Annotated in this window: 14 protein-coding genes; 3 read left to right on the top strand and 11 right to left on the bottom strand. The window is 57.8% G+C overall.

The features are described 5' to 3' along the window. Window positions 1-42: 42 nt before the first annotated feature. From acpP to yceD, 7 genes are all read right to left on the bottom strand, one after another. Entirely contained in the window at window positions 43-279 is a 237-nt protein-coding gene (gene acpP, locus LGL98_RS15775; protein ID WP_000103754.1) for an acyl carrier protein, read from the bottom strand. Between the two features lie 210 nt (window positions 280-489). Beyond that, window positions 490-1,224 (bottom strand): 3-oxoacyl-ACP reductase FabG, encoded by a 735-nt coding sequence (gene fabG / locus LGL98_RS15780; protein ID WP_025712390.1) that lies wholly within the window; start codon window positions 1,222-1,224, stop codon window positions 490-492. A gap of 12 nt (window positions 1,225-1,236) precedes the next feature. Then, window positions 1,237-2,166 (bottom strand): ACP S-malonyltransferase, encoded by a 930-nt coding sequence (gene fabD, locus LGL98_RS15785; RefSeq protein WP_136030680.1) that lies wholly within the window; start codon window positions 2,164-2,166, stop codon window positions 1,237-1,239. 15 nt (window positions 2,167-2,181) lie between these two features. Further along, the gene (locus LGL98_RS15790; protein ID WP_064167899.1) at window positions 2,182-3,135 is read right to left on the bottom strand and encodes a beta-ketoacyl-ACP synthase III; all 954 of its coding nucleotides are present in this window, start codon (window positions 3,133-3,135) and stop codon (window positions 2,182-2,184) included. A gap of 53 nt (window positions 3,136-3,188) precedes the next feature. Then, window positions 3,189-4,286 (bottom strand): phosphate acyltransferase PlsX, encoded by a 1,098-nt coding sequence (plsX, locus tag LGL98_RS15795; protein WP_203034299.1) that lies wholly within the window; start codon window positions 4,284-4,286, stop codon window positions 3,189-3,191. 203 nt (window positions 4,287-4,489) lie between these two features. Next, a complete protein-coding gene (rpmF, locus tag LGL98_RS15800; protein ID WP_000290724.1) occupies window positions 4,490-4,663 on the bottom strand; it encodes a 50S ribosomal protein L32 in 174 nt (57 codons plus the stop codon). Window positions 4,664-4,679: 16 nt separating this feature from the next. Further along, on the bottom strand, window positions 4,680-5,201 hold the full coding sequence (yceD, locus tag LGL98_RS15805; protein WP_136030678.1) for a 23S rRNA accumulation protein YceD: 522 nt from the start codon (window positions 5,199-5,201) through the stop codon (window positions 4,680-4,682). Between the two features lie 141 nt (window positions 5,202-5,342). On the opposite strand from yceD, the gene LGL98_RS15810 reads away from it, so the two are divergent. After that, window positions 5,343-5,927, top strand: coding sequence for a Maf family protein (locus tag LGL98_RS15810; RefSeq protein WP_136030676.1), 585 nt, complete (start codon window positions 5,343-5,345; stop codon window positions 5,925-5,927). A 37-nt stretch (window positions 5,928-5,964) separates the two neighbouring features. Here the strand turns inward: LGL98_RS15810 and rluC are convergent, their stop codons facing one another. Next, window positions 5,965-6,918, bottom strand: a complete 954-nt coding sequence (gene rluC, locus LGL98_RS15815) for a 23S rRNA pseudouridine(955/2504/2580) synthase RluC (protein WP_002899271.1) — start codon at window positions 6,916-6,918, stop codon at window positions 5,965-5,967. A 699-nt stretch (window positions 6,919-7,617) separates the two neighbouring features. Here rluC and rne point away from each other — a divergent pair. After that, window positions 7,618-10,851, top strand: coding sequence for a ribonuclease E (rne, locus tag LGL98_RS15820; protein ID WP_136030673.1), 3,234 nt, complete (start codon window positions 7,618-7,620; stop codon window positions 10,849-10,851). 39 nt (window positions 10,852-10,890) lie between these two features. Here the strand turns inward: rne and LGL98_RS15825 are convergent, their stop codons facing one another. Beyond that, the gene (locus LGL98_RS15825) at window positions 10,891-11,919 is read right to left on the bottom strand and encodes a LysR family transcriptional regulator (protein WP_168435254.1); all 1,029 of its coding nucleotides are present in this window, start codon (window positions 11,917-11,919) and stop codon (window positions 10,891-10,893) included. A gap of 16 nt (window positions 11,920-11,935) precedes the next feature. Between LGL98_RS15825 and LGL98_RS15830 the strand changes: the two genes are divergently transcribed. Further along, a complete protein-coding gene (locus LGL98_RS15830) occupies window positions 11,936-13,150 on the top strand; it encodes an MFS transporter (protein WP_136030669.1) in 1,215 nt (404 codons plus the stop codon). Between the two features lie 54 nt (window positions 13,151-13,204). On the opposite strand, the gene murJ is transcribed toward LGL98_RS15830, so the two are convergent. Both murJ and LGL98_RS15840 read right to left on the bottom strand, forming a co-directional pair. Then, on the bottom strand, window positions 13,205-14,740 hold the full coding sequence (gene murJ, locus LGL98_RS15835; protein WP_025713925.1) for a murein biosynthesis integral membrane protein MurJ: 1,536 nt from the start codon (window positions 14,738-14,740) through the stop codon (window positions 13,205-13,207). Between the two features lie 111 nt (window positions 14,741-14,851). Continuing rightward, window positions 14,852-15,763 (bottom strand): Gfo/Idh/MocA family protein, encoded by a 912-nt coding sequence (locus LGL98_RS15840; protein ID WP_168435260.1) that lies wholly within the window; start codon window positions 15,761-15,763, stop codon window positions 14,852-14,854. Between the last annotated feature and the right edge of the window lie 13 nt (window positions 15,764-15,776).

Raw genomic sequence — 15,776 nt, forward strand, 5'->3', positions numbered from 1 at the left:
GATAAAACTCAGGCGGTCGAATGACCGCCTGGAGATGTTCACTTACGCCTGGTGGCCGTTGATGTAATCAATGGCAGCCTGAACGGTGGTGATTTTCTCAGCTTCTTCGTCCGGAATCTCAGTATCAAACTCTTCTTCCAGAGCCATTACCAGCTCAACGGTGTCAAGAGAATCAGCGCCCAGGTCTTCAACGAAGGAAGCATTGTTGGTAACTTCTTCCTGCTTAACGCCCAGCTGCTCGCCGATAATTTTCTTAACGCGTTCTTCGATAGTGCTCATACTCTTAAATTTCCTATCAAAACTCGCTTTCGCGATGGTTTTCGTAGTGTATAAAATGTTGAAAAATTTGCAACTAAATCCCGGCAGGTCTTACCACGATTTTGCGCTATTTTGAGGCCGTTTGCCCTAAGAACGCAAATCTTTTCGCACAAAACCGCACATGAAACCGTGCGAGGTGCGCGGTTCCTGAACGTTTTGCACAAATCTCGGTCAGACCATGTACATTCCGCCGTTAACGTGCAGCGTTTCACCAGTGATGTAACTTGCTTCGTCAGAGGCTAAAAATGCAACCGCGCTGGCGATTTCATTTGGGGTGCCAAGGCGCCCCGCAGGAACTGCCGCCAGCGTACCCGCACGCTGCTCATCGGTCAGCGCACGCGTCATGTCCGTTTCAATAAAGCCCGGAGCAACAACGTTTACAGTAATACCGCGGGACGCAACTTCACGTGCCAGTGATTTACTGAAGCCGATCAGACCTGCTTTCGCCGCAGCGTAGTTAGCCTGACCCGCATTTCCCATGGTACCAACCACAGAACCGATAGTGATAATACGTCCATGACGCTTTTTCATCATAGCGCGCATTACCGCTTTTGACAGACGGAAAACCGATGACAGGTTGGTTTCGATAATATCGTTCCACTCGTCATCTTTCATGCGCATTAACAGGTTGTCACGAGTGATACCGGCATTATTTACCAGGATATCAACTTCGCCAAACTCTGCGCGAACATTTTCCAGAACAGATTCAATAGATGCCGGGTCGGTCACATTCAACATCAGACCTTTACCGTTGGCGCCTAAATAGTCGCTGATGGCCTGCGCGCCGCTTTCGCTGGTCGCAGTACCGATAACTTTCGCGCCACGGGCGGCGAGCGTTTCAGCGATTGCACGGCCAATACCGCGGCTTGCACCGGTAACCAGCGCGATTTTTCCTTCAAAACTCATGGTTTTCCTCTTTTATTGCTCAAGCGCCGCAGACATCGCCGCCGGCTCGTTAAGCGCGGAAGCGGTCAGGGTGTCAACAATACGTTTGGTCAGGCCGGTGAGGACTTTACCCGGGCCAACCTCATACAGATGCGTTACGCCCTCGGCAGCCATAAACTCAACGGTCTTAGTCCACTGCACCGGACTGTACAGCTGGCGGACCAGCGCGTCGCGAATGGCGTCCGGCGCGGTTTCGCATTTCACGTCGACGTTATTCACGACAGGAATCGTCGGCGCGTTGAAGGTGATTTTCTGCAGCTCTACCGCCAGTTTTTCTGCGGCTGGCTTCATCAGCGCACAGTGGGACGGCACGCTCACCGGCAGCGGCAGCGCGCGCTTGGCGCCGGCGGCTTTACAAGCGGCGCCCGCACGTTCAACGGCCTCTTTGTGCCCAGCGATAACCACCTGGCCCGGGGAATTGTAGTTCACCGGAGAGACGACCTGCCCTTCGGCAGACTCTTCACAGGCTTTGGCGATAGAAGCGTCATCCAGACCGATAATCGCGGACATGGCGCCGGTACCTTCCGGTACGGCTTCCTGCATGAATTTCCCGCGTAGCTCAACCAGGCGAACGGCATCAGCGAAACCGATAACGCCGGCACACACCAGCGCGGAGTATTCGCCGAGGCTGTGCCCCGCCAGCAGCGCCGGCGCTTTGCCGCCCTGCTGCTGCCAGACACGATACAGCGCCACGGAGGCGGTCAGCAGCGCCGGCTGGGTCTGCCAGGTTTTATTCAGCTCTTCTGCTGGCCCCTGTTGAACCAGCGCCCACAGATCGTAACCCAACGCTGCGGAAGCTTCACCGAAGGTCTCTTCAATCACCGGCCAGGTCGCCGCCATATCGGCCAGCATACCTACGGACTGAGAGCCCTGTCCCGGGAACACAAAAGCAAATTGCGTCATGTTTAAATCCTTATACTAAAAACGAACCAGCGCGGAACCCCAGGTGAAACCGCCACCAAAGGCTTCCAGCAGAATCAGTTGACCGCGTTGAATACGGCCATCGCGAACGGCCTCATCCAGCGCGCAAGGAACTGACGCCGCGGAGGTGTTACCGTGACGGTCAAGCGTCACAACGACGTTATCCATCGACATGCCCAGTTTTTTCGCCGTCGCACTGATGATCCGCAGGTTAGCCTGATGCGGTACCAGCCAGTCCAGCGCCGAACGCTCAAGATTATTTGCCGCCAGCGTCTCATCAACGATATGCGCCAGCTCGGTGACCGCCACTTTGAACACTTCATTGCCGGCCATCGTCAGATAGATCGGATTTTCCGGATCGACGCGATCGGCGTTCGGCAGGGTCAGCAGCTCGCCATAGCTGCCGTCGGCATGCAGATGCGTTGAGATAATACCCGGCTCTTCGGAGGCGCCCAGCACCACCGCGCCGGCGCCGTCGCCGAAAATAATAATCGTTCCGCGATCCGCCGGATCGCAGGTACGCGCCAGCACATCAGCGCCGACAACCAGCGCATAGTCAACCGCGCCGTTTTTCACATACTGATCGGCAACGCTCAGCGCGTAAGTGAACCCCGCACAGGCGGCGGCGACATCAAACGCCGGGCAACCTTTAACGCCCAGCATTGACTGGATCTGGCATGCCGAACTCGGAAACGCGTGCGTACCGGAGGTGGTCGCAACAATAATCAGACCAATTTGCTCCGCGGTCACGCCGGCCATCGCCAGCGCCTGCTTTGCGGCTTCAAAGCCCATCGTAGCAACTGTTTCATGCGCTGCGGCAATACGACGCTCACGGATACCTGTGCGGGTGACAATCCACTCGTCAGAGGTCTCTACCATTTTTTCCAGGTCGGCGTTTGTACGCACTTGCTCGGGCAGATAGCTGCCGGTACCAATAATCTTCGTATACATGTACGCTCAGTCACTCTTGGGTGATATACCCGCCTCGTTCAACTTGCCGGGCGTCAATGGTGGCCATCCGTCCCGCTTTGCTGTCGGGCGTTCAGGTCACTGTCGCTTTCCGGCAGCTCGAAACCAGCTGGGTATAAAGATTCCAGGCGCGCGGCGATCCGTAGAGGAATTTGCCGCTGCACCGCCTGCACTGCCTGCTCTATTGCGACGCTAAAGGCGCGTTGATTGGCAGCACCATGACTCTTGATCACGGAACCGCGCAATCCTAACAGACAGGCGCCATTATACTGGTCGGGGTTGAGGTGACTGAATCGCCTCGCCAGGCTTTTTTGTAACCAACGTTTTAGTAACAGCAGCCACCACGACCTTTTTTTGCCCTCTCCCTGAGATTTCAGCAGTGAAAGGAACATTCTGACAACACCTTCCATGGTTTTTAATGTGACGTTGCCCGTGAATCCATCACAAACCAGCACATCGGTTTTTCCGGTCAACAATTCATTGGCTTCAAGATAGCCAATGTAGTTGAGGGAAGGCAGCGTTTTAAGTACTGCGGCAGCATCGCGAATGCTGCTGAGACCTTTCATCTCTTCTTCGCCAATATTTAGCAAGGCGACGCGAGGGCTGGCAATGCCGAGCACCTCTTCCGCCAGCACCGCGCCCATCACGGCGAACTGCACCAGCATCGTGCTGTCGCAATCAACGTTGGCGCCGAGATCCAGCACCACGGTTTTGCCTTTCTGCTGGTGTGGCAGGACCGTCACCAGCGCCGGCCGCTCAATACCTTCGATCGGTTTGAGCAGCAGTTTCGCCAGGCCCATCAGCGCGCCAGTGTTACCGGCGCTAACGCAGGCTTGCGCCCGCCCTTCTTTCACAAGCTCCAGCGCCACGCGCATTGAGCTACCGCGACTGCTGCGGATAGCCTGTGCGGGTCGCGCATCACTGGCAATAACTGACTGCGCAGGAATAACCTGCAGACGCGAACGTTGTTCGAAGTCAGCTTTGGCGAGTAATGGCGTGATGGCGTCGGGATCGCCGACTAAAAGAAGTGTGAGTTGCGAATTAGAGTTCAGTGCCTGCAGTGCTGCAGGCACTGTCACGGATGGGCCAAAATCGCCCCCCATGACATCTAACGCCAGGGTTAGACGTGTCAAGGTATCGTCGCTGCCCGGTTCGGTGATTCCCCAGTTACCCGGGGAGTCCTCACTAAGCTTCATCACGCTGGCACCCGCGAAAACTCACGCTGCAGACGCAACAACTCGGGCATTAATGCCCCTGGCGACCGGGTTAACCGGGTATCCAGGGACGCATACGCCCGCCATGGCCTGCAACGGGAAATCCTGCGAGTATCGCGTGATTACTTAGCGATAACCTTGCGACCGCGGTAGAAACCGTCGGCAGTGATGTGGTGACGCAGGTGTTTCTCACCAGAAGTTTTGTCTACAGACAGGCTGGTGACTGCGGTCAGCGCGTCATGGGAACGACGCATGCCACGTTTGGAACGGGTTGGTTTATTCTGTTGTACGGCCATGGACCTTACTCCTCAATTACTTACGCTTTAAGCTGGCTAATACGGCAAATGGGTTTGGTTTTTGTGCCTCTTCAGGCAGTTCGCCAAAGACCATGTCCGCGTCGGACACTTCACAGTGTTCAGAATCATGCACCGGAACTACGGGCAGGGAGAGGATAATTTCATCCTCGACCATTGCCTGCAGGTCGATTTCACCGAATTCGTTAACCTCAATCGGCTCATACGCTTCCGGTAGTGCTTCGGCCTGTTCGTCATTTCTGACGGGGCTAAAACAATACGTGGTGTGGACGTAATGGGAGAACGGTTTCCCGCAACGCTGGCATTCGAGGGTTACCGTCACCTTTGCATCGCCAGTGATGACGGCGAGACGCTGGTTATCGATAGCGAACGACATGCTGCATTCCACATCGCTGTCCACGCTGACTACAGAATCGGCTACACGTTCAACCTGATCGCCGGCATAGATGCCTTCGTAATCAAGGCGTTTTTGAGCCGTGCGGACCGGATCAAGAGTCAGGGGTAATTTTACCTTTTGCATAGGGCGCGCATATTAACTTTGTAATGTCATAGAGTCAAAGAAAAAGGCAGCCTCAGGTTGCCTTTTGCCATTTATTCGCACACATTGCGGCGCATAGTTTAAGATGATGCTCTGCGAAGCGCTATATGTGGATGAAAAAATATGTCTGAACTTATCCTGGCATCAACCTCTCCCTGGCGGCGCATGCTGCTGGAAAAACTGGGTTTACCGTTTGAATGTGCCGCGCCTGACGTCGACGAAACGCCCCGGCCTGATGAATCCGCGCGTCAGCTTGTTACCCGGCTGGCGCAGGCTAAAGCGCAGAGCCTGGCCTCGCGCTTCCCCAATCACCTTATTATAGGCTCCGATCAGGTTTGCGTACTGGACGGTGAAATCACCGGCAAACCGCACACCGAAGAAATTGCCCGCCGGCAGTTAAGAAAGGCCAGCGGGTCAATCATTACCTTTTATACCGGACTGGCGCTGTACAACTCTGCCAGCGGCCATCTGCAAACCGAATGCGAACCCTTTGACGTTCACTTCCGGCATCTCAGCGATAAAGAGATCGAGGGCTATGTGCGCAAAGAGAACCCACTGCAGTGCGCCGGGAGTTTCAAGAGCGAAGGATTGGGCATTACGCTATTTGAACGACTGGAAGGCCGCGACCCGAACACGCTGGTCGGTTTACCTTTAATCGCGCTCTGTCAAATGCTGCGCCGCGAAAATTACAACCCGCTGTTAGGCTGAAGCAAAAAAAACGGCGGAACTGATTCCGCCGTTGCGCTTATTTGCTTTTGCGTAGCACCTGTAAACAGTGCTTCAGCTGGTTATCCAGCGGCGCTTCAACGCGCATGACCTCCCCGCTTCCCGGGTGGGTAAACTTCAACGCCGCCGCGTGCAGGAACAGGCGATTTAAGCCGGTAGCGGACAGCTGCTTGTCGAACTCGCGGTCGCCATAGCGGTCGTCAAAGGCGATAGGATGGCCGGCATACTGGGTATGAACGCGGATCTGATGCGTCCGCCCGGTGACCGGACTGCAGCGCACCAGCGTGGCGAATTCGTAACGCTCTTCCACTTTAAAGCGCGTCTCCGACGGCTTACCTTCCTGACTGACGCGAACGATCCGCTCCCCACTCTGCAGAATATTCTTCAACAGCGGGGCCTGGACCACTTTGGTATGCGACTGCCACTGGCCGCGCACCAGCGCCAGGTAGTCTTTCTGCATGCCTTTATCGCGCAGTTGCTCGTGCAGCGAGCGCAGCGCTGAACGCTTCTTCGCTACCAGCAGAACACCGGAGGTATCCCGGTCGAGCCGATGCACCAGTTCAAGGAAACGCGCCTCGGGACGCAGCGCGCGCAGTCCTTCGATCACGCCAAAGCTCAAGCCGCTGCCGCCATGAACCGCGGTACCAGAAGGTTTATTGAGCACCAGAATATGATCGTCTTCATAGAGGATCACCTCAGAGAGCGCGGCCACTTTCTGCAGATGCGGCGATACCGCCTCTTCTTCACGCTCCGCCACGCGCACCGGCGGGATACGGACTTCATCACCCGCTTCCAGCTTATATTCAGGCTTCACGCGCTTTTTGTTTACCCGCACCTCGCCTTTACGCAGGATACGGTAAATCATGCTCTTTGGTACGCCTTTCAATTGCGTACGCAAAAAGTTGTCGATACGTTGCCCCGCTTCATCAGCAGCAATGGCAACCATTTTTACGGTTGGGGTCTCAGTTTTCATGGTGCGCGATTCTAAATAGCCGGACGCATTAGCGCCACTCATTTTTATATGCTTATATTTATCATTATCCTGTTTTCACGGTTTGCCTGACCGCCATTTTGTTTGTTATTAGAACAATCTGTATGTGCAGGTGATAAAACTGTGAGTAACCGGGTGATAAAAGGTGAAAGTCAACTTGCTATAACAAGGTTAGCAATGGAATAATGAGACCGTTTTCCGTATTGCATCTTGTTAGAACAAGACATTAGCGGAATGACCAATTTTGTCTGACCGATCGCCCACGCAGCAATGGCGTAAGACGTTGTGATCTTTCAGACAGTTAGCGGGCTGCGGGTTGCAGTCCTTACCGGTACAGGCTCTATGGATTTCTAGTCGCAGGAAGGCGTCAACTCCGGGACTCCCGGGAGCTCATCTGGATCCTTTGATCGAGGTGAGCAGGTTAAGCCATCATGCCTGCAACGCGAAAGACGACGAGTATAAATGGAATATTCTCTGGTGATACATCCCAGGCTGTTCCCCTGAATAATTGCGCTGTGTTTCCGTTTGAAACACAGGCGACCGACACTCTGCGCCTCTTAAGCGCGCGACAACCGTGAGGTTGGCGACGTGAACCAGACACGAGGCCATCGGTTTTCCCCCGGAAAGGCATTACTCTGCCCGCAGCTTAGTCGTCAATGTAAGAATAATGAGTAAGTTACGATGAAAAGAATGTTAATCAACGCAACTCAGCAGGAAGAGTTGCGCGTCGCCCTTGTTGATGGGCAGCGCCTGTACGACCTGGATATCGAAAGCCCCGGGCACGAACAGAAAAAAGCGAACATCTACAAAGGCAAGATCACCCGTATTGAACCCAGCCTTGAAGCCGCGTTTGTCGATTACGGCGCCGAGCGTCATGGTTTCCTCCCCCTCAAAGAAATCGCCCGCGAATACTTCCCCGCTAATTACAATGCGCACGGCCGTCCTAATATCAAAGACGTCCTGCGTGAAGGTCAGGAAGTTATCGTACAGATTGATAAAGAAGAACGTGGCAACAAAGGCGCTGCGCTCACTACCTTTATCAGCCTGGCAGGCAGCTATCTGGTCCTGATGCCGAACAACCCACGCGCGGGGGGAATTTCCCGCCGTATCGAGGGCGACGACCGCACTGAACTGAAAGAAGCGCTGGCGAGCCTGGAGCTTCCGGACGGTATGGGTCTTATCGTTCGCACCGCTGGCGTCGGCAAATCTGCCGAAGCCCTGCAGTGGGACCTGAGCTTCCGCCTGAAGCACTGGGAAGCGATTCAGAAAGCCGCGGAAAGCCGTCCGGCGCCGTTCCTGATCCACCAGGAAAGCAACGTCATTGTCCGCGCCTTCCGTGACTATCTGCGCCAGGATATCGGCGAAATCCTGATCGATAACCCGAAAGTGCTCGAGCTGGCGCGCCAGCATATCGCCGCGCTGGGTCGTCCGGATTTCAGCAGTAAAATCAAACTGTACACCGGTGAAATCCCGCTGTTCAGCCACTACCAGATCGAATCTCAGATTGAATCCGCCTTCCAGCGCGAAGTCCGTCTGCCGTCCGGTGGCTCTATCGTTATCGACAGCACTGAAGCGCTGACCGCGATCGATATCAACTCCGCCCGCGCCACCCGCGGCGGCGACATCGAAGAGACGGCCTTCAACACCAACCTCGAAGCGGCGGACGAGATTGCCCGCCAGCTGCGTCTGCGCGACCTCGGCGGCTTGATCGTTATCGACTTTATCGATATGACCCCGGTTCGCCACCAGCGAGCGGTGGAGAATCGTCTGCGCGAAGCCGTCCGTCAGGACCGGGCTCGCATTCAGATCAGCCATATCTCGCGCTTCGGCCTGCTGGAGATGTCCCGCCAGCGTCTGAGCCCGTCGCTGGGCGAATCCAGCCACCACGTCTGCCCGCGCTGCTCCGGCACCGGTACCGTGCGTGATAACGAATCGCTGTCGCTCTCTATTCTGCGTCTGATTGAAGAAGAAGCGCTGAAAGAGAACACCAAAGAAGTCCACGCCATCGTGCCGGTACCGATCGCCTCGTATCTGCTGAACGAAAAACGTGCCGCAGTGAGCGCAATTGAATCCCGCCAGGGCGATGTCCGCGTCATTATCGTGCCAAACGACGAAATGCAGACGCCGCACTACTCCGTCCTGCGCGTGCGCAAAGGTGAAGAGACCTCAACGCTGAGCTACCTGCTACCGAAGCTGCATGAAGAAGAGATGGCGCTGCCTGGCGAAGATGAACCGGCAGAACGCAAACGTCCGGAACAGCCTGCTCTGGCCGCCTTTGTCATGCCTGACGCGCCGCCGGCCCCGATGCCGGAAGAACCTGCTGCCGCACCTGTCGCCGCAGCCACACCGGTCGCGCCGGCCGCGCCGGCGCAGCCGGGACTGTTCTCACGCTTCTTCGGCGCCCTGAAAAACATCTTCTCTGGCGCTGAAGAAACCAAGCCGGCTGAAGTTCAGGTCGAAAAGAAAGCGGAAGAAAAACCGGAGCGTCCGCAGGAGCGCCGTAAACCGCGCACTAACAATCGCCGCGATCGCAACGACCGCCGTGATAACCGCGATAATCGTGATAACCGCGATAATCGTGATAACCGCGACACCCGTGCGGACAATGCCGAGGGTCGTGAGCCGCGCGAATCGCGTGAAGAGAATCGTCGTAACCGTCGCGAGAAACAGCCGCAGAGTGTAGAAACCCGTGACGTTCGCCAGACCGCAGGCGACGACACGGAGAAAGCGAAATCCCGTGACGAGCAGCAGCCGCGCCGCGAACGTACCCGCCGCCGTAATGACGACAAACGTCAGGCGCAGCAGGAAGTCAAAGCGCAGACTCGCGAAGAGCCGGTAGTACAGGAGACGGAGCAGGAAGAGCGTGTGCAGACTCTGCCGCGCCGTAAACCGCGCCAGCTCTCGCAGAAAGTGCGCATTGAGTCAGCTGTCGCTGAGCAGGCTGCCGAGAACGTACCAGAAGCCGTTGTGGCTGAAGTCGTCGCCCCGCGCAGCGAGCCGGTGCAAGCCGAACTGCCGGCGGTAGTGGAAAACGTGGCGGACCACGACGAAAATGGCGAATCCCGTGAAGCGAACGGTATGCCGCGTCGCTCACGTCGCTCCCCGCGTCATCTGCGCGTTAGCGGTCAGCGTCGCCGTCGCTATCGTGACGAACGCTACCCGACCCAGTCGCCGATGCCGCTGACTGTGGCCTGCGCATCGCCGGAAATGGCTTCCGGTAAAGTCTGGATCCGCTACCCGGTTGTTCGTCCGCAGGATCAGCAACCCGAAGAGGTTCAGAATCAGGATGCCAGCATCGAGGAAACCATCGCGGCCGTGGCGCCCCCGGTTGCCGCCGTTGAAACCGTTACCGCTGCGCCAGTGACCGTCGAGCCGAGCACCATGGAGCCAGTAACCGCTGAGCCGGTGGTCGTCGAGCCGGTCGCCGCCGCTGAGCCGGTGGTGGTTGATACTGCGGACGTTGCCGCGCCAGCAGCTGTCGAGCCAGCGTCGCAGGCGCCGGTGACCGAAGCCCCGGTGATGGAAGAGCCTGTGGCCATCGCGCCAGTGGCGATCGACGCCGAGCCGGTAACGGTCGAACCTGAAGTGGTTGAAACGGCACCGGTGGTTGAAACGCCAGTGGAAACCATCGCGCCGGTGGCAGAAACCACCGTGGAAGCGCCGGTCGTCGACACGGTACCTGCCGAGCCGGTAAAAGCCGAAGCCCCGGTGAGTCAGCCGGTAGTGGTGGCGGGTCATCGCCATGCCACCGCGCCAATGACCCGTGCGCCAGCGCCGGACTACGTTCCGGAAGCGCCGCGCCATAGCACCTGGGTGCGCCCGCCGTTCGCCTTTGATGGTAAAGGCGCGGCCGGGGGCCATAGCGCAACACATATCGCTACCGCTGAACCGACTCGCCCACAGCCCGTCGAATAAGCGTGCTCCATAAAAAAACCGGCCTCTGGCCGGTTTTTTTTATGCGCTTTGCGGACGCTGCATCCCGGCCAGATCCGGCATGATCTCCCGCATCAGGTCAAGGAACTTACGCAGGCGTGTCGGATAATAGCGCGCCCAGGGATAAACCAGATGAACCGGCAGCGAGGCCGGACGCCACTGCGGGAACAGCTCAATCAGCCGTCCGGCGGCAATATCCTCCACGACCGTCCAGCTGGACACCATCGCCACCCCTAGCCCTGCCAGCGCAGTGTTGCGCGCGACGTACAGGCTGTCAGTGCTCAGACAGGGAGTTATCGCCGTGGAAACAATTTGCCCACCTGGATGATGCCGGAGTCTCACCTCATGCTGATAAAAGGTGTTGATAGCGATCCACGGCAGAGCGGATAAATCATCCAGCGTGGTTAAGGGCGGGAACTTCGCCAGCAGTTCGGGGGAAGCCACCACGCACCGCGGCACTTCCGCCAACAGCACGGATACCGTGGCCGGATCCACCTCCGCCCCCACGCGGATGGCGCAGTCGATATTATCGCTGAGAAAGTCGACAGTATTATCGTTCAGCATCCACTCGACCGACAACTGCGGATGACGCTGCAGAAACGCCACCAACGGTTCCAGCAGTTGTTGCTGGCCAAAAGCGTGGGGCGCCCGGACCCGCAGCACTCCTACCGGCCGATCGTCGGCAATACGCAGGTCATCCTCCAGCGCCAGCCAGGCATCCACTACCTGACGGGCATGGCGATAACAGCGTTCGCCATCGTCGGTGAGCTTCATCGCATGGGTGGTACGCAGGATAAGCTTCACCCCCAGCAGGCTTTCCAGAGATTGCAGACGGCGGCTGACGGTCGCCTGGGTGGTATCCATCTGCCCCGCAGCGGCGGAGAGTGAGCCGGCCTCTATAATACGAATATAGGTGCGCATCAGCTCAATGCGGTCTATACGCTCCTGTCTTTTCATTTTTCTTTTGCCTATACGTGCTACGTATAACCGTTTTACCACCAGCCTGGCTACCGCACCAGCCGCATTCAGGGAAAAATAGCCCCATCGCATCTACGAGGTATTGATCATGACACCGACTTCCCTTTCCACCCGCGATGCGGGCTGGATTATCTTCATTCTCGCGCTCGGCGCTGGCTTCAGCGTCGCCTCGATCTACTACGCGCAACCGCTGCTGCCGCTGATGGGCGCTAACCTCCATCTGACGGTGGAAGGAATGGGCCTGGTCCCTACCCTGACGCAGGCCGGCTACGCGCTCGGCATTCTGTTCCTGCTCCCCCTCGGTGACCGTCACGATCGCCGCCGGCTGATCCTGCTGAAGAGCGCCATGCTGGCGATCCTGCTGCTTCTGTGCAGCCTTACCGGCCAGCTCACCTCACTGCTGGTGGTCAGTCTGCTGATCGGCATGGCGGCGACCATGGCGCAGGATATCGTTCCGGCGGCAGCGATCCTCGCCCCTGCGGGCAAGCAGGGAAAAATGGTGGGCACGGTGATGACCGGGCTGCTGCTGGGGATCCTGCTCTCACGGACGGTCAGCGGCGTGGTGGGCGCCGTATTCGGCTGGCGGGTGATGTATCAGGCGGCGGCCGTCAGCGTCGCGCTGATTGGCCTGGTAATGTGGCGGGTTCTGCCGCGCTTCGCTGTTCACTCGACGCTCAGCTATCCGCAGCTAATGGCCTCGATGGCGCATCTGTGGCGCCGTTACCCGGCATTACGCCGCGCCGCACTGGCTCAGGGCGCGCTCTCCATTGCCTTTAGCGCTTTCTGGTCGACGCTGGCGGTAATGCTTTCCGAACACTATCACATGGGCAGCGCGGTAGCGGGCGGTTTTGGTATCGCCGGGGCTGCCGGGGCGCTGGCGGCACCGCTGGCCGGCGGTCTGGCCGATAAGTTTGGCGCAGGTAAAGTGACTCAGATGGGCGCTGCGCTGGTCACCCTCTCCTTCGCCCTGATGTTTATGCTGCCACTGCTGCCTCTGCATGGCCAGCTGGCGCTGATTGCCCTCTCGGCGATTGGCTTTGACCTTGGCCTGCAGTCAAGCCTGGTGGCGCATCAGAACCTGGTTTATGGCCTGGAGCCGCAGGCCCGTGGACGTCTGAACGCCCTGCTGTTTACCGTGGTCTTTATCGGGATGTCGCTGGGGTCAGTGCTGGGCAGCAAGCTGTATGTGCTGGCCGGCTGGAACGGGGTAATCATGCTGGCCGTCGTCAGTGGGGCAATCGCCCTGGCGATCCGCCTGCTGGAAAATGCCCGTATCGTCGCTGCCGAACGCAGCACGTCCTAAAAAAAACCCGCGTCGCCTGAGGCGACGCGGGTTTACTTTTTCCCGCATAATCGCTTACGCCGTACGGCGAGCAAACTCTTTGACGCGGAAGCCCAGCACCAGCAGCGTGGCGAAATAAGCCACCACGCCGGCGACCACCACCACCAGCAGGCGCATCAGACGGAACGGCATCGTCCCCTGTGACCACTCCGGCATGATATGCATGACGCCCAGCAGCGCTGCGGCCATCACGACCACCGCCGCAATCAGGCGCAGCAGGAAGGTCAGCCAGCCGGGCTGTGGGGTAAAAATTTTCTGTTTACGCAGTTGCCAGTAGAGCAGTGCGGCATTCAGGCAGGCCGCCAGCCCGATGGATAGTGACAGGCCTGCGTGTTTGAGCGGGCCGATAAACGCCAGGTTCATCACCTGGGTCATAATCAGGGTGACAATGGCAATCTTGACCGGCGTTTTGATGTCCTGACGGGAATAGAATCCCGGCGCCAACACTTTTACCACGATAAGCCCCATCAGCCCCACGGAGTAGGCCACCAGCGCGCGCTGGGTCATCGCTGCATCAAAGGCACTGAATTTCCCATACTGGAATAGAGCCACGGTCAGCGGCTTGGCGAGGATCCCCAACGCCACCGCACTCGGCAGCGCCAGCAGGAAGCAGAGACGCAGGCCCCAGTCCATCAGGCGACAATATTCGTCATGGTTACCGCTGGCGAAGCTTTTCGACAATGACGGCAACAGGATGGTGCCGAGCGCCACACCCAGCACGCCGGACGGAAACTCCATAAGACGGTCGGCATAATACATCCACGACACCGAGCCCGACACGAGAAACGAGGCAAAGATGGTATTGATGATAAGCGAGATCTGGCTCACCGACACACCAAGGATCGCCGGCCCCATCTGCTTCACCACCCGCATCGCGCCGGCATCTTTCAGATTAATGCGCGGCAGAACCAGCATGCCAATTTTCTTCAGGTGCGGCAGCTGGTAGGCCAGCTGCAGCACGCCGCCGACCGTCACCGCCCAGGCCAGCGCCAGCACCGGCGGATGGAAGTACGGCGCGGCAAACAGCGCGAAGCTAATCATGCTGACGTTGAGAAACGTCGGGGCAAAGGCTGGCACCGAAAAGCGGTTCCAGGTATTGAGGATCGCCCCTACCAGCGAGGCCAGGGAAATCAATAAAATATAGGGGAAGGTAATGCGCAACAGCTGGGTGGTCAGCGCAAATTTATCGGCAGTATCGGCAAATCCGGGGGCGGTGATGGTGATAACCCACGGGGCCGCCAGCATCCCGATAACGGTAACGATCGCCAGGGCCAGGGTCAGCAATCCGGAGACGTAAGAGACAAACACCCGGGTAGCATCTTCACCCTGCTTGCTTTTATATTCGGCAAGGATCGGCACAAACGCCTGCGAGAAGGCGCCTTCGGCAAAAATGCGCCGCAGCAGATTAGGCAGTTTGAAGGCAACAAAAAAGGCATCGGTCGCCATCCCGGCGCCAAAAATGCGCGCCACAATCGCATCGCGGGCAAAGCCCAGCACGCGCGAAAACATGGTCATCGAACTGACTGCCGCCAGTGATTTTAAAAGGTTCATTACGCTGTTATTCCAAACCCTGGAGTAAAACGCCCGCAAATGCGGGCGCTGGAAAGTGGCGATAGTCTACCGGGTTCAACATGAATTACTACTGTCAGTTGTTACAACGGATTATTCATTAATGGCGTCGCGCCAGAGTTTTTCGACCACCCGCTGAGCCAGCAGCGCCTGTTCGCCTGCGGTTTCAGGAACCGTCTGATTTTGCACGCATTCGATAAAATGGCGCGCGCAGCCGACAAAACCGCGCTGCTCAAGGGTGGTTTGCCAGCCGGCGACCGGGCGCTGGACCACGCCATGGCCGCATTCCTCCTGCCATTCGCGCATCTCGCTCACTGCATATAACCCGCCATCCGTGACCGCCTGCACCCACTCACGCTGGCTGCCGGCGCGGCGATGCATACTGGTGGTAACCTGCAGCCGGGGCGAACTGAACTGGTGTTCGGCATAGAGCATTTCGCCCTGCGGGGTGATCTGCAGCGCGCCGCCGCGCAGACGCGCCTGACCGTCGGCCAGCCACAGCGCAGTATCCACTACATGCAGATAGTCATCGAGCAACGTAAAGCGCAGATCGTTGCCCACGCTATCACTCCGGTGCTTATCCATCCGCAGCGATGCCGCCTCGCCCAGCCGCTCCTTCAGCTCACGATAAAGCGGCGCAAAGCGGCGATTGAACCCAACCATCAGGGTCAAATGACGCCGCGCCGCCAGTTCGACCAGCGCCTCCGCCTCACTCAACTTGTCCGCCAATGGTTTATCGACACAAACATGAACCCCGGCATTCAGTAAGTGATTTACCACTTCATAATGTGAAGCCGTTGAGGTATGGACAAAAACCGCATCGCACTGTGCCGCCAGGGCATCGAGGGAATCAGCATATGGCATCCGCCAGGTTTCGCAGATCCGTAGCGCCTTCTCTTTACCCGGCGACCAGGCAGCCTGCAGCGTCCAGCTTTCCGCCGCTCCCAGCACCGGCAGCCACGCTTTCTGCGCGATGCCGCCTAACCCAACCACCCCGATGCGCAATTTGGTGCCCACA

This window comes from Klebsiella africana, from assembly GCF_020526085.1.
GTDB lineage: Bacteria > Pseudomonadota > Gammaproteobacteria > Enterobacterales > Enterobacteriaceae > Klebsiella > Klebsiella africana.